This is a genomic window from Streptomyces sp. bgisy027 (assembly GCF_057710365.1).
The window spans coordinates 90519-104231 of sequence record NZ_JBYIVZ010000006.1; the positions used below are offsets into that span (position 1 = coordinate 90519).

General features: G+C 70.9%; 15 protein-coding genes and 1 pseudogene. 7 read left to right on the forward strand and 9 right to left on the reverse strand.

Annotated features, from left to right (window positions below):
- Position 1: 1 nt before the first annotated feature.
- The 4 genes from urtD to urtA all read right to left on the reverse strand — a co-directional run bounded on the left by urtD (position 2) and on the right by urtA (position 4147).
- Positions 2–802: an urea ABC transporter ATP-binding protein UrtD gene (urtD, locus tag AC3ETA_RS08315; protein ID WP_432192157.1), complete on the reverse strand. Its 801-nt coding sequence runs from the start codon at positions 800–802 to the stop codon at positions 2–4.
- Positions 799–1917, reverse strand: a complete 1119-nt coding sequence (urtC, locus tag AC3ETA_RS08320; protein ID WP_432192158.1) for an urea ABC transporter permease subunit UrtC — start codon at positions 1915–1917, stop codon at positions 799–801. The genes urtD and urtC overlap by 4 nt, the downstream gene beginning before the upstream one ends.
- The gene (urtB, locus tag AC3ETA_RS08325; RefSeq protein ID WP_432192159.1) at positions 1914–2801 is read right to left on the reverse strand and encodes an urea ABC transporter permease subunit UrtB; all 888 of its coding nucleotides are present in this window, start codon (positions 2799–2801) and stop codon (positions 1914–1916) included. Before urtB ends, urtC begins: the two co-directional genes overlap by 4 nt.
- A gap of 92 nt (positions 2802–2893) precedes the next feature.
- Positions 2894–4147: an urea ABC transporter substrate-binding protein gene (gene urtA / locus AC3ETA_RS08330; protein WP_432192160.1), complete on the reverse strand. Its 1254-nt coding sequence runs from the start codon at positions 4145–4147 to the stop codon at positions 2894–2896.
- A 407-nt stretch (positions 4148–4554) separates the two neighbouring features.
- On the opposite strand from urtA, the gene AC3ETA_RS08335 reads away from it, so the two are divergent.
- The gene (locus tag AC3ETA_RS08335; RefSeq protein ID WP_432192161.1) at positions 4555–5046 is read left to right on the forward strand and encodes a MarR family winged helix-turn-helix transcriptional regulator; all 492 of its coding nucleotides are present in this window, start codon (positions 4555–4557) and stop codon (positions 5044–5046) included.
- On the opposite strand, the gene AC3ETA_RS08340 is transcribed toward AC3ETA_RS08335, so the two are convergent.
- Positions 5003–6121 (reverse strand): substrate-binding domain-containing protein, encoded by a 1119-nt coding sequence (locus AC3ETA_RS08340; RefSeq protein ID WP_432192162.1) that lies wholly within the window; start codon positions 6119–6121, stop codon positions 5003–5005. The two genes, AC3ETA_RS08335 and AC3ETA_RS08340, sit on opposite strands and share 44 nt — an antisense overlap.
- A 102-nt stretch (positions 6122–6223) precedes the next feature.
- On the opposite strand from AC3ETA_RS08340, the pseudogene AC3ETA_RS08345 reads away from it, so the two are divergent.
- Positions 6224–6512, forward strand: a pseudogene (locus tag AC3ETA_RS08345) (tRNA (adenosine(37)-N6)-threonylcarbamoyltransferase complex transferase subunit TsaD); the annotation flags it as partial.
- Positions 6513–6571: 59 nt separating this feature from the next.
- Here AC3ETA_RS08345 and AC3ETA_RS08350 read toward each other — a convergent pair.
- Positions 6572–6724 carry a hypothetical protein gene (locus AC3ETA_RS08350; RefSeq protein ID WP_432192163.1) on the reverse strand — a complete coding sequence of 51 codons (153 nt, stop codon included), beginning with the start codon at positions 6722–6724 and terminating at the stop codon, positions 6572–6574.
- Positions 6725–6856: 132 nt separating this feature from the next.
- Between AC3ETA_RS08350 and AC3ETA_RS08355 the strand changes: the two genes are divergently transcribed.
- Together AC3ETA_RS08355 and AC3ETA_RS08360 are read left to right on the forward strand one after the other, a co-directional pair.
- Positions 6857–7234 (forward strand): DUF2795 domain-containing protein, encoded by a 378-nt coding sequence (locus tag AC3ETA_RS08355; protein ID WP_432192164.1) that lies wholly within the window; start codon positions 6857–6859, stop codon positions 7232–7234.
- 183 nt (positions 7235–7417) lie between these two features.
- On the forward strand, positions 7418–7972 hold the full coding sequence (locus AC3ETA_RS08360; RefSeq protein WP_432192165.1) for a type 1 glutamine amidotransferase domain-containing protein: 555 nt from the start codon (positions 7418–7420) through the stop codon (positions 7970–7972).
- A gap of 68 nt (positions 7973–8040) precedes the next feature.
- On the opposite strand, the gene AC3ETA_RS08365 is transcribed toward AC3ETA_RS08360, so the two are convergent.
- The 3 genes from AC3ETA_RS08365 to AC3ETA_RS08375 form a co-directional block, all read right to left on the reverse strand.
- Entirely contained in the window at positions 8041–8316 is a 276-nt protein-coding gene (locus AC3ETA_RS08365) for a DUF6158 family protein (RefSeq protein ID WP_126900743.1), read from the reverse strand.
- Between the two features lie 265 nt (positions 8317–8581).
- Positions 8582–10201: an ATP-binding cassette domain-containing protein gene (locus AC3ETA_RS08370; RefSeq protein WP_432192166.1), complete on the reverse strand. Its 1620-nt coding sequence runs from the start codon at positions 10199–10201 to the stop codon at positions 8582–8584.
- Positions 10202–10288: 87 nt separating this feature from the next.
- Positions 10289–10948 carry a histidine phosphatase family protein gene (locus tag AC3ETA_RS08375; RefSeq protein WP_432192167.1) on the reverse strand — a complete coding sequence of 220 codons (660 nt, stop codon included), beginning with the start codon at positions 10946–10948 and terminating at the stop codon, positions 10289–10291.
- Between the two features lie 72 nt (positions 10949–11020).
- Here AC3ETA_RS08375 and AC3ETA_RS08380 point away from each other — a divergent pair, with 72 nt between their 5' ends.
- From AC3ETA_RS08380 to AC3ETA_RS08390, 3 genes are all read left to right on the forward strand, one after another.
- Positions 11021–12514 (forward strand): bifunctional phosphatase PAP2/diacylglycerol kinase family protein, encoded by a 1494-nt coding sequence (locus AC3ETA_RS08380; protein ID WP_432192168.1) that lies wholly within the window; start codon positions 11021–11023, stop codon positions 12512–12514.
- A gap of 139 nt (positions 12515–12653) precedes the next feature.
- A complete protein-coding gene (locus AC3ETA_RS08385; protein WP_432192169.1) occupies positions 12654–13499 on the forward strand; it encodes a methyltransferase domain-containing protein in 846 nt (281 codons plus the stop codon).
- Positions 13500–13541: 42 nt separating this feature from the next.
- The gene (locus tag AC3ETA_RS08390; RefSeq protein ID WP_432192170.1) at positions 13542–13712 is read left to right on the forward strand and encodes a hydrophobic protein; all 171 of its coding nucleotides are present in this window, start codon (positions 13542–13544) and stop codon (positions 13710–13712) included.
- Position 13713 lies beyond the last annotated feature (1 nt).

Here is a 13713-nt window from a genome sequence, read left to right on the forward strand (position 1 = left end):
GTCATGCCTCCTCGGCGACGGCCACGGGCGTGGCGGCGGGCGCGGATTCGGGTCCCCCGGTCTCCGGCTCCGAGGCGCGGCCCAGGTAGACCTCCTGGACCTTGGCGTCGGCCTGGACCTCGGCGACCGTGCCCTCGCTGAGGACCCTTCCGGCGTGCAGGACGGTGACGCTGCGGGCGAAGGAGCGCATGAAGTCCATGTCGTGCTCGATGACCACGACCGTGTGGTCCGCGCTGACGCGTTGCAGGAGTTCGCCGGTGGCCTCGCGCTCGTCGTGGCTCATGCCTGCCACCGGCTCGTCGAGCAGCAGCAGTCTGACGTCCTGGACGAGCAGCATGCCGATCTCCAGCCACTGCTTCTGGCCGTGCGCCAGCACTCCGGCGGGGCGGTCGCGGAGATCCGTCAGCCCCGTCGTCTCCAGTGCCCTCGCCACCTCGTTCGGTATGCCCTTGCGGCGGCGCAGCATCGTCCACGCCCCGCGCCCGGCGCCGGCGGCGATGTCCAGGTTCTGAAGCACGGTCAGTTCCTCGAAGACGGTGGCCGTCTGGAACGTACGGCCGATGCCCATGCGGGCGATCTTCTGCACCGGCTTGCCCAGCAGGTCCTGGTCTTTGAACCGGACCGAGCCGGTGGCCTTCACCAGGCCGGTGACCGCGTCGACCAGGGTGGTCTTGCCCGCGCCGTTCGGGCCGATCAGGAAGCGCAGGTCGCCGGGGCGGATGTCGAGGTCCACGCCGTCGACCGCGGTGAACCCGTCGAAGGTGACCCTGAGGTCGCGGACGGTCAGTCCCTCGCCGCTCATGCTGTCTCTCCCGTCGTACGAGTGGTGGCGCGGCGCCTGCGCAACACGACGCCCAGGGAGGCGAGGCCGCCGGGCAGGAAGCCGACCGCGAGGACGAACAGCAGGCCCTGGAGGTACGTCCACGCCGCCGGGAAGGCGTCGGACAGCTCGCTCTGCGCCCAGGCCACGGCGATCGCGCCGAGGACCGCGCCGACCAGCGAGGCACGTCCGCCGACCGCCGCGCCGATGACGAACCCGATGGACGGCACGATCCCGATCAGTGCCGGGGAGATGATCCCGACGGCCGGCACGAAGAGCGCGCCGGCCAGTCCGGCCATGCCGGCCGCGACGACGTACGCCACGAGCTTGACGCCCGCCGGGTTGTAGCCGAGGAAGCGCACCCGCTCCTCGGAGTCCCGCACCGCGACGAGGAGTTCGCCGTACCGGCTGACGAACAGCTGGCGGGCCAGCCCCATCAGGAGCAGCAGGACGGCGGCGATGATGAAGTACACCATGCGCAGGTTGACCGGGTCGTCCAGCGAGTAGCCGAAGAAGCCCTGGATGTCGGTGAGGCCGTTCGTGCCGCCCGTGGTGGCCTGCTGGCCGATCAGCCAGATGGCCAGGGCCGCCGCCAGCGCCTGGCTGAGGATGGCGAAGTAGGCGCCCTTCACCCTGCGCCGGAAGACGAAGAACCCGAGGACGGCCGCGACCGCCATCGGCAGCAGCACGGTCATGGCGAGCGCGAACGCCGGGTCGGCGAACGGCTTCCACCACCACGGGAGGCCGTCTCCGCTGCCGTAGAGCTGCATGAAGTCGGGCAGCGTCTCGCCCGTCGCGGCGGCGTCGGCGAGCTTGAGGTGCATGGCCATGGCGTAGCCGCCGAGGCCGAAGAAGACGCCCTGGCCGAGCACCATGAGCCCGCCGCGGCCCCAGGCCAGGCTCACGCCGACGGCGACGATGGCGTAACACAGGTATTTGGCGAGGAGGTTGAGGCGGAAGTCGGTCAGAGCGAGCGGGGCGACTCCGAGGAGGAGTACGGCGCCGACGAGGAAGCCGGCGGGGACGCGGAACCGCTCCAGCGGGGACCGGGACGGCGGAGTCTGCACCGAGGGGGCGGCGGGGGTGGTCGTCGTCATGCCAGGCTCCGGGTGCGCAGTGTGTACAGGCCCTGGGGTCGCCACTGGAGGAAGGCGACGATCGCCACGAGCACGACGACCTTGGCGACGCTGACCGTCGTCGAGTATTCGAGGACGGACTGGAGGACGCCGAGCGCGAAGGCGGTGATGACGCTGCCCTTGAGCTGGCCGATGCCGCCCACGACGACGACCAGGAAGGCGTCGACGATGTAGTTGGTGCCCATGGTCGGGCCGATCGGGCCCACGAGGGTGAGCGCGACACCGGCGACGCCCGCGAGCCCCGAGCCGACGAAGAAGGTGAGGCGGTCGACCCGGCCGGTCGCGATGCCCGAGGCCTCCGCGAGGTCCCGGTTCTGTACGACGGCGCGGACACGGCGCCCCAGCGGGGTGAGCCGCAGGATCAGCGTGAGACCGAGGACGCACAGCAGCGCGAGACCGAGGATGAACAGCCGGCTGTTGGCGAAGGTGATGCCCCCGCCCAAGGAGATGTTGCCGGTGAGCAGGTCGGGGGCGCCGGTCTGCACGTTGGGGGCGCCGAAGATGTCACGGGCGAGTTGCTGGAGCATCAGGGAGACACCCCAGGTGACCAGCAGGGTGTCCAGTGGCCGGGTGTACAGGCGCCGGATCAGCAGCCATTCGAGCAGCGCGCCCATCGCTCCGGCCACCACGAAGGCGACCGGCAGAGCGACGAGCAGCGAGACGCCGGCGCCGCTGATGGACTTCTGGAGGACGTACGTCGTGTAGGCGCCGGCCATGATGAACTCGCCGTGCGCCATGTTGATCACGCCCATCTGACCGAAGGTCAGGGTCAGGCCGAGGGCGATGAGCAGCAGCACGGCACCGATGCTGATGCCGGTGAAGGACTGGTTGAGGATGACCGTCATGAAGCGGCTCCGGGTCGAGGACGGGCGTGCGGGCTTTCCACGGCCACGGCCCGGCCCCGTGACGAGGCCGGGCACCGGGGCGGGAGCCGGGCTCAGGACAGGCCGGAGGCCCAGGAGTAGCCCTTCAGGTACGGGTCCGGCTTGATCGGCTTGCCCGAGTTCCAGACCTCCTCGATGAGCCCGTCGGACCCGACCTTGCCGATGCGGGCCGTCTTGTGGACGTGCTGGCTGGCACCGTCGACGGTGACCTTGCCCTCGGGTGCGTCGAGTTCGATGCCGTCGGCGGCGGCCTTGACCTTCGCGATGTCGAACGAGCCCGCCTTCTCGACCATCTCCTTCCAGAGGTGGACGGAGATGTACGCGGCCTCCATCGGGTCGCTGGTCGGCTTGCCCTTCCCGTACGCGGCCTGGTACGCCTCGACGAACTTGGTGTTCGCCGCGCCCGGCGTGGTCTGGTAGTAGTTCCAGGCCGTCAACTGGCCTTCCAGATACTGGGTGCCGATGCTCTTGACCTCTTCCTCGGCGATCGAGACGGAGAGCACCGGAAGGCTCTTGGCGGTGAGGCCCGCGGACTTGTACTCCTTGAAGAAGGCCACGTTGCTGTCGCCGTTGAGGGTGTTGAAGACGGCGTCCGCGCCGGCGTCCTTGACCTTGTTGACGATGGTGCCGAACTCGGTGGAACCGAGGGGCGCGTAGTCCTCGCCCTTGATCTCCATGCCGTTGGCCTTGGCGTACGCCCTGATGATCTTGTTGGCGGTGCGGGGGAACACGTAGTCGCTGCCGACGAGGTAGAGCTTGGTCAGGCCCTGCTTCTTGAGGTAGTCGAGGGCGGGCACGATCTGCTGGTTGGTGGTGGCGCCGATGTAGAAGATGTACGGCGACTCCTCCAGGCCCTCGTACTGCACGGGGTAGAAGAGCGGCGACTTGTACCGCTCGAAGACCGGCTTGACGGCCTTGCGGCTGGCCGAGGTCCAGCAGCCGAAGGTCGCGGCGACCTTGTCGTCGGTGATCAGCGCCTCGGCCTTCTCGGCGAAGGTCGGCCAGTCGGAGGCACCGTCCTGGCTGATGGGCTTGAGCTTCTTGCCCAGCACACCGCCGGCCGCGTTGATCTCCTTGACCGCGAGCAGCAGCGCGTTGTGGACCGTGACCTCGCTGATGGCCATGGTGCCGGAGAGCGAGTTCAGCAGGCCGACCTTGACGGTGTCGCCCGAGGTGTCCGCCTTGGCGCCGGCGGCGGACGCCGTGTCGCTGCCGGTCTTGGCGCCACAGGCGCTGAGGGCTGCGGATGCGCCGACGGCCGATATGCCGGTCAGAAGACCGCGTCGGCTGATGCTGAGCCCGGACATGCACAACCTCCTTGCCCCGAGGGGGCGATGTGAATCGAGCGGAAGGGCTCCGAGCGGAGCCGGGGGAGGGAATGGATGTGACGCGCTTCAGACGCGGCGGCGTTGACGCTCGGCTTCCCCAGCCGTTCCGGGGTGGTGTCCGGGCTGGTCGCTGAAGTGCGACCACAGCCTGCGAGGAAACTGTTTCCAACGCGTTTCGACGCAATTGAAGGATAGTTTCCAACGGAAGTAAATCCGCGGGCAATACAAAGGAGGACGTCACTGTTGATGCCGGATTTACGGCATCGCAGCAACGTCAATTAATGCTTCCTGCCGGAAGGATCGATTTTTCCTGGCTCCCCTTGTCAGAGCTCGGGTGATCGAAGGTAGGCTCGAGCCGCGGTCAAGGGCACGAGCGGAGGAGCACGATGGCTGGACGGCCCCAGGAACTGCTCCACCTGCTGACGCGGGCCGAACGCCTCGCCGTTCGCCGAGTGCAGTCCGTGCTCGACGAGTTCGACTGCTCGATCGAGGCATGGCGCGTACTGGATCTGCTGTCCGACGGGCGGGGGCACAACATGACGGCCCTCGCCGAGCACGCCTTCCTGCCGGCGCCGAGCCTGACGAAGCTCGTCGACCAACTCGTCGATCAGAACCTGGTGTTCCGCCGTGTCGACCCCACGGACCGGCGTCGGGTGCTGGCCCATCTCACTCCGCGCGGAATGCAGCGCCGGCAGCTGCTGATCCGCGAAGTGCGCGCGGACTGGGCTCAATTGGAGAGTCTCCTGACGGACGAGGAGACCGAACGGCTCGGCAGCCTGCTGGAGCACTTCTCCGACGCCTTGGAGGAACACGGCCCGGCAGGGGCGCGGCGGATCACGACAGGTCGTGCGGAGCGCGCAGCTGGGCGAGCACGTTGAAGTCGAGCCCGTCCGCCTGTGCAAGGTAGATGCGCTGACGCACATGCCGGTCGTGGAGGTGGAGCAGTCCGCGCGGCCCCTCGTAGGAGACGCTCTCCGCGGCGGCCGAGATCGCGGACACGTCCAGCGTGCGGGCCTGTTCGATGAGCGACGCGAGCAGGAGTACACCTTCGTAGCAGGACTCACCGAGGCTCCCCGGGGCCGGAGCGTCGAATCCGAAGCGGTCGGCGTACTGGCCGTGGAAGTCCAGGGTGTCCTGGTTGGCCAGTGAGGCGAAGAAGCCGGCCGTGCTGAACAAGTCGGCGGTCGACTCGGGTCCGCTGGCCATCAGCATGTTCTCGTCCATCAGCGTGCTCAGCCGCAGACAGCGCTGGTCGAGGCCGGAGGCGGCGAAGGCCCGGTTGAAGCGGACCGCGTCGCTGCCCACCAGGAGCATCAGCACGCCGTCCGCGTCCGCGCGCTCGATACGCCGCAGAACCTCGCGGAAGTCATCGGTGCCGAGCGGCAGATACGCCTCACCGCAGACCCGCCCACCCAGGCTCGCGCGGGCGTAGCGTCGGGCCACGCGGGCCGTGCGACGGGGCCACACGTAGTTGTTGCCGACGACGAACCACCGCCGAACCTGCCTCGCCTCGGCCAGCAGCCGCATCGCGGGCAGGAGTTGCCAGTCGGGGGTCTCGCTGGTGAGGAAGACACCGTCGGTGTGCTCACCGCCCTCGTACAGGGCGGTGTAGACGTACGGCACCCGGTGCGCGACCCGCGGCGCCACCGCCTGCCGGACGGAGGAGATGTGCCAGCCGGTGACCCCGTGCACGGCACCGGTCGCCACCAGGGCCTCGACCTCGGCGGCCACCGTCTGCGGGTCGGCTCCGCCGTCGACCTCCAGCAGCCGGAGTTCCTTGCCGAGCACCCCACCGGTCCTGTTGATCTCCTCGGCGGCCAACCGCGCGCACGTCTCACAGGCGGGCCCGAACATCCCGGCGGGCCCCTGCATCGGGTACACGAGCGCGACGTTCAGGGTCGAGTCGTCGGCCGTGAACCAGTCGGGGGCGTGGAGACGGAGCGGCCGGTGCATGCCGACATGATGGCCGGGCGGCGAGGGAGCGCAACGGGCGGTCCGTATGACGGAAGGGGGCGCGGGGAAGCATCCGAGCCCCGAGACCGCTTTCCGGGCGCCCTGCACGCTCTGCGTCCGGTGATCCAGCAGTGCGCTGGACGACGCCGGGCTGCGGTCGCCCGGCATCGGGGCGGTCGCGGTGACGTCCGGGGCGGGACTGTCCGGCGCGCTCCGGGTGCGCGTGGCGGGGGCGAAGAGCATCGCGTACGCGCTGGGCGTACCGCTGCACGGCGTCCACCACCGCGCCGGTCACGTGGCCGCGGACATCCTGGAGCCCGGACCGCTGCCCGACCCCCGCATGGCGCTGATCGTCTCCGGCGGTCGCACCTCGCTGCTCCTCGTGCGTGATCCGGGGGTCAAGGGCGGCGACGACTTCCCTGCCCGCACCACCGCCCTGCGCTCCGTGGGTCAGCCCGAAGCGTGGTGGGTCATGGTGGCGGCCGGCGGTGCGGCCGGTTCGAGGGGGTCCTGCTCTTGCGGCAGCAGGAGGTCCTCGTACCGCCCCAACGCCAGCATCACGCCGAGCAGCAGTAGCGGGAGTAGCACGGTGAGCAGTGCCATGGCCTGGTCCTTCCCCGGATCGTCCGTGGGGGGGTACGGGTCCGGGTCACCCTCCTTCCGGGATGCAAACCCCCGTGTCGGTCCCCTCTCATCGGGTACGCGGACCGCAGCCCCGAAGATCTGGAGGGAGTCATGCAGCGAGGCAGTGACCGGCTGAGCGTCCACCGCGACGACGAGATGAAGCACGAGCTCCAAGGGCTGCTGCGGTCCGGGCATCCGACCCGGACCGAGGAGTGGCACGATCCGGAGCCGTCCGCCGAGGACGATCCGCAGGTCGCGGGTGGTCCGGTGGCTCCGGGGACGTCGGCGGCGTCGCTGGCGACGGTACGGCTGGAGCTCGCGCGGTTCCTCGGCCGAAGCGCCTTCCCGGCGACCCCGCGGGACCTGATCCGCGAGCTGCGCCGGGGGTACGCGCCCGACGCCCTGGTCGAGTCGTTGGAGCGGCTGTCGCGAACGTCGCACTATGCAAACGTCCAGGAGCTCGCCGAGGCCGTGACCGGTCGGCGGTGAGCGACAGACCGCCGCCGGGCGCAGCAGCCGGTAGCACGAGAAGGGCGTTCGGCGTCCTCCGGGCGGCCGACCGGGTCGACCGGCCGGCCGCCCGTGCTCGTACCGGGGCGATGACGGCGAGGACCGCGCACGACGTAGTCACGAGGCCCTCACGGGCCACGGAAGGACGTTGGGACATACATCATGCGTATCGCATTTCTGACCGCCCCCGAGGGCGTCGAGCAGATCGAGCTCACCGATCCTTGGCAGGCGGCGGTGGACGCGGGGCACGAGCCGGTGCTCGTGTCGACGAAGCCGGGCACGATCCAGGCGTTCCACCATCTCGACAAGGCGGAGAAGTTCCCCGTGCAGGAGGTTCTGGGCGAGACATCGGCCGGCACCTTCGGCGCGCTGGTGCTGCCGGGCGGGGTCGCCAACCCGGACTACCTGCGGATGAACCGCAAGGCCGTCGCCTTCGTGCGGGACTTCTTCGACCGGGGTCTGCCGGTCGCGGCGATCTGCCATGCGGCCTGGACGCTGGTGGAGGCGGACGTCGTACGGGGTCGGGTGCTCACCTCGTGGCCCAGCCTTCGGACCGATATCCGCAACGCCGGCGGTTCCTGGGTCGACGAGCAGGTACGGATCTGCGACCACGGCCCGAACGCGCTGGTCACCAGCCGTCGGCCGGACGACCTGAAGGCTTTCTGCGAGACGTTCCTCGAAGTGTTCGCCAGGGAGTCGAGGGCGACCGTGCAGTAAGTCGCGTGAGCGCAGACGACGAGCGGGACGGCGGATGCGCGGTCCGCCTCGCCGTCCCGCCGGCTCACTCACATCGGCGGTGCCGCGCCGCCCGGTGCCCGGTCGCGGGCGCCCTCGCGGGTCCGTCCCGAGGCCACCGTGCGGCGTGGGTTGCGGCGCAGATACTCGCCCTCCAGCTGCGCCATCCGTTCGTTGTGGGCCCGAAGCGCGTCGTTCGAGCCGTACAGCAGCGTGTCGTGGCGCGTCCGGTGGATGTTCTCCAGCTCCTTCATGAGCTGTTGGTCGTCCAGCCGGCTGGGGTCGACTCCGGTCATGGTGGTGCCCCGCTCGTCGTGTTCAACCATGCGGTCCGAGTACCCGCCCGTGGAGCGCCGTGGAGCATGGAGCCCACGGGCGGTGTACGGGAGACAGCCTTGGGTCTCGCCTTCTGCATCCACTGTACGAACACCGGGGCCCCCGGGCCTCCGTGCGCGTCGGCACTTACGGCGCCCTGCAGGACACACCCCTTGCGCGGCACCCCATGGCCCGGGCCGCGATCTTCGCCCGTGCGGGTGAGGTCTGCCGTTCACCGGCGAAGACCACCCCGCGCGACGGGCCGCACACGGACGGTCACCGCACCCGCTCCACCCGCCGCTCGTCCCACACCGGCTCCGCGGTCTCCCGAACCCGTCCGTCACTGCCGAAGACCAGGTAGCGGTCGAAGGAGCGGGCGAACCAGCGGTCGTGGGTGACCGAAAGGACCGTGCCCTCGAAGGCCTCCAGCCCCTCCTGAAGGGCCTCGGCGGACTCCAGGTCGAGGTTGTCGGTGGGCTCGTCGAGCAGGAGGGCCGTGACGCCCTCCAGCTCCAGCAGGAGGATCTGGAAGCGGGCCTGCTGGCCGCCGGACAGGCGGTCGAACGTCTGCTCGGCCTGCTGGGTCAGCTCGTAGCGGCGCAGACGGGACATCGCGGCGCCCCGGTCCTGGGCGTGCTCCTTCCACAGGATGTCCAGGAGGGTCCGGCCGAGCAGCTCGGGGTGCGCGTGGGTCTGGGCGAAGTGCCCGGGCACGACCCGCGCGCCGAGCTTCCACTGGCCGGTGTGGGCCACGTCGTCACCGGCCAGCAGTCGCAGGAAGTGCGACTTTCCGGAGCCGTTGGAGCCGAGGACGGCGACCCGCTCGCCGTAGAAGACCTCCAGCGAGAACGGCTTCATCAGGTTCGTGAGTTCGAGGTTCTCGCAGGTGACGGCCCGTACGCCGGTACGGCCGCCCTTCAGCCGCATCCGGATGTCCTGCTCGCGCGGCGGCTCCGGCGGCGGTCCCGCCTCCTCGAACTTGCGCAGCCGGGTCTGGGCGGCGCGGTAGCGGGAGGCCATGTCGGGGCTGTTCTCGGCCGCCTGACGGAGCGTCAGCACGAGCTTCTTCAGCTGCGCGTGCTTCTCGTCCCAGCGTTTGCGCAGCTCCTCGAAGCGGGCGAACCGGGCGCGGCGGGCCTCGTGATAGGTACCGAAGCCGCCGCCGTGCACCCAGGCGTCCGCCCCGGCCGGCGAGGGCTCCACCGACACGATCTTCTCGGCCGCGCGGGCCAGGAGCTCCCGGTCGTGGGAGACGAAGAGGACCGTCTTGCGGGTCTCCTTCAGTCGCTCCTCCAGCCACCGCTTGCCGGGCACGTCGAGGTAGTTGTCGGGCTCGTCGAGCAGCAGCACCTCGTCGGTGCCGCGCAGCAGCGCCTCCAGCACCAGCCGCTTCTGCTCACCGCCGGACAGCGTGCGCACCTGCCGCCACTGCGCCTTGTCGTACGGCACGCCGAGCGCGGCGGTGGTGCACATGTCCCACAGCGTCTCGGCCTCGTACCCGCGCGCCTCGGCCCAGTCGGCGAGGGCCTGCGCGTACTTCAGCTGGGCGGCCTCGTCGTCGACGGTCATGATGGCGTGCTCGGCGGCGTCGACGGCCTGCGCGGCCGCTCGGATCCGGGGCGGCGCGACCGACACGAGCAGATCGCGCACGGTCGTCTCGTCCCGTACGGATCCCACGAACTGGCGCATCACCCCGAGACCGCCACCGACGGTGACGGTCCCGCCGTGCGGTTTCAACTCCCCGGAGATCAGCCGCAGCAGGGTCGTCTTGCCGGCTCCGTTGGGTCCGACCAGCGCCACGACGGCGCCTTCCCCCACCCGGAAGGACACGTCGCCGAGCAACGCCCTCCCGTCGGGGAGGTAGTACTCGAGGTGCGCGGCTTCCAGGTGTCCCATGGATCGGATTGTGCGGGCCGCCCCGGAGCGCGGGCAAACCGTTATCCGCGGACGGGGCGAGGGACGCGCCCCGGGACCCCTCGGCCGTTACGGGAGGTCCTCCTCCACGGCCTGCCCGGCCGGTCCGCTCTCCCCCGTCGGCGCCACGACCGCGCCCGCCCAGGACAGCGCCTTCCAGCCGTCCACGGGCGAACCCTCCAGCACCACCACACCGGTGTTGTCCAGCGGATGCGCCCCCGCGAAGGCGACGTCGACGTTGGCCGCCCGGGCCGCCGTCCACATGCGGATCGCGGCGCCATGGCTGACCACGGCGACCGTACCGGCCCCGCTGCCCGCGGCCTCGGCGACCACGGCGTCGTAGCGCGCCAGTGCCTGCGCACCGCTCTCGCCGCCCGGCATGCGCAGCTCGGTGTCGCCCGCCGCCCAGGCGAAGACCGTCCGCATGTAGAGGTGCCCGGCCTCCGTGTCGCCCGGCAGCATCTCCAGGTCGCCCGCGAACACCTCGCGGATGCCGGCACGGACGATCACGTCCAGGCCGCGGGCGGCGGCCAGCGGGGCGGCGGTGAGCTGGGTGCGGACGAGCGTGGAGGCGTAGATCGCCTCGATGTCCTCGCCGGTCAGAGCGGCCGGCAGCGCGGCGGCCTGCCGTTGGCCGAGCTCGGTGAGACCGGGGCCGGGGGCGGCGGTGTCGAGGAGGTAGTCCACATTGGTCGGGGTCTGGCCGTGACGGACGAGCAGCAGGCGCATCTACGGGTTCCTCCGTGTGTCGGTCACCGTCGGCCGGACAGGAATCGGCCACTTCAGGGTACCCAGCCCTGTATGAGCCCAGACGTCGACCTCACCGTCCTCAAGCCCGGCCGGCACGCCCTGCGCGACCGGTTCCTCTCCCTCGACTCGCGGCTGTTCGAGTTCGCCGCCGAGCAGCACTGGCCGTACGCCGAGCGGATCCTGCCGCGGCTGAGCCGGAGCGCGAACCACGGCCTGCTGTGGTTCGCGGCGGGTGCCGTCATCGCCGCCGGCCGCACCCCTCGGGCCCGCCGGGCCGCGGTGCGGGGCCTGGCCTCGCTGAGCCTCGCCTCGCTGACCATCAACACCGTCGGCAAGCGGTCGGTGCGCCGGACCCGGCCCACGCTGGATCCCGTCCCGCTGGTCCGGCAGCTGAAGCGGCAGCCGATCACCACCTCGTTCCCGTCCGGGCATGCCGCCTCGGCGGCCGCGTTCGCCACCGGTGTCGCCTTGGAGTCGCCCGCCTGGGGCCTGGTGGTGGCCCCGATCGCCTGGTCGGTGGCGCTGTCCCGGGTGTACACCGGCGTGCACTTCCCGAGCGATGTACTGGCCGGCGCGGCGCTGGGCGCGGGCGCCGCCTTCGCCGTACGGGGCATGGTGCCCACCCGTGCCCGGCAGGTACCGCCGGCCCGGCCCCGTACGGACGTCCCGGCGCTGACCGAGGGTGACGGCCTGATCGTGGTGGCCAACAAGGCGGCCGGCACCTCCGAGAAGGTGCACGCCCTGCTGGATCTGCTGCCGCGCGCCGAGCTCGTCGAGTGCGAACCGGCGGACATCGGGGCCGAGTTGCACAAGGCGGCGGCCCGCGCCCAGGTGCTCGGGGTGTGCGGCGGGGACGGCACGGTGAACGCGGCGGCCGAGCTGGCACTGCGGCACGATCTGCCGCTGGCGGTGCTGCCCGGTGGCACGCTGAACCACTTCGCCCTCGACCTGGGCGTGGAGAGCGAACGCGACCTCGGCCGGGCGATCCAGCGCGGCGAGGCGGTGCGCGTGGACGTCGGCCGTTTCAGGTCCGGTGCGCAGGAGGGGCTGTTCCTCAACACGTGCAGTCTCGGCGTGTACCCGGAGCTGGTGCGCGAGCGCGACCGCTTCTCGCCCCGGATCGGCGACTGGCCGGCCGGGGTGGTGGCGGCGCTGCGCGTGCTGCGCCGGGACCGCCATCCGCTCCAGGCCGAAGTGGCGGGTCGCTCGCACCCGTTGTGGCTGCTGTTCGCCGGGAACGGCACCTACCACCGGCTGGGCCTGGCGCCCGCGCGCCGGCTGAATCTCGGGGACGGGGTGCTCGACGTACGGGTCGTGCACGGCGGCCGGCGGCCCGCGCTGCGCCTGCTCGCCGCGGCCGTCGCGGGCCCGCTGACCCGCTCCCCCGCGCACGCCGCGGTCCAGGTCCGCCGGCTGCGGCTGACGGGCGTCACACCGGGGGCGCTGCTCGCCTACGACGGTGAAGTCACCGAGGTGGGGGGCGAGGTGACGCTGGAGAAGCTGCCGGAGGCGCTCACGGTCTACCGTCCGCTGACCGGCTCCTGATTCCGGATTCCCGACGCCCCGTCAGTCCACATGGCAGAACACAGGTCTCAGCATTCGACATACGGGCGTACGGTGTCGAGTACCGCCCGGCGGGGCCGCGTGCCCCGTGAGCCGGTACGACGAGACGAGGGGAACGGGCATGTCGAAGGCACAGCCGGACGCACATTCCAAGGCGCGCGAGACCGCCGTCTACACGCACGGGCACCACGAGTCCGTGCTGCGTTCGCACACCTGGCGCACCGCGGCCAACTCGGCGGCCTACCTGCTCGGCTCGCTGAAGCCGCACATGCGGATCCTGGATGTCGGCTGCGGCCCGGGCACCATCACCGCGGACCTGGCCGCCCTCGTCCCGGACGGGCGGGTCACAGGTGTCGACCGGGCGCCCGGGATCCTGGAGCAGGCCCGCGCCACGGCCGCCGGGCGCGGTGTGCCGAACGTCGACTTCGCGGTGGCGGACGTGCACGCCCTGGACTTCCCGGACGAGACGTTCTGCGTGGTCCATGCCCACCAGGTGATGCAGCACGTCGGCGATCCGGTCGGGGCGCTGCGCGAGATGGCGCGGGTCACCAGGCCGGGCGGCCTCATCGCGGTCCGCGACTCGGACTACGCGGCCATGGCCTGGTATCCGCCGTCCCGCGGCATGGACGACTGGCTGGACCTCTACCGCCGGGTCGCCCGCGCCAACGGCGGCGAGCCGGACGCCGGACGCCGGCTGAAGTCCTGGGCACTGCGGGCGGGACTCACCGACGTCACGGCGACGTCGAGCACCTGGACCTTCTCGACCGAGGAGGAGCGGGCCTGGTGGAGCGGGCTGTGGGCGGATCGCACCCTGGCCTCGGCGTATGCCGGGCGGGCCACGGAGGGCGGGCACGCGACCGCCGAGGAGTTGCGGGCCGTGTCGGAGGCCTGGCGGGAGTGGGGGCGGCGCGGCGACGGCTGGTTCAGTGTGCTGCACGGGGAGATTCTGTGCCGGAAAGAAGCCTGAACGGCGAATTATTGGTAACCCGTTCGAGCAGGAGGTTGGACTATGATTCCTATTCTGCTCGTGCTGCTGCTGGCTCTGATTCTCTTCGGTGCCGGATTCGCGTTGAAGGCCCTTTGGTGGATCGCGGTCGTGGTTCTCGTCGTATGGCTTCTGGGATTCGTGATGCGGGGCACGACCGCGGCGGGGGGCAGGGGCCGCTGGTATCGATGGTGAG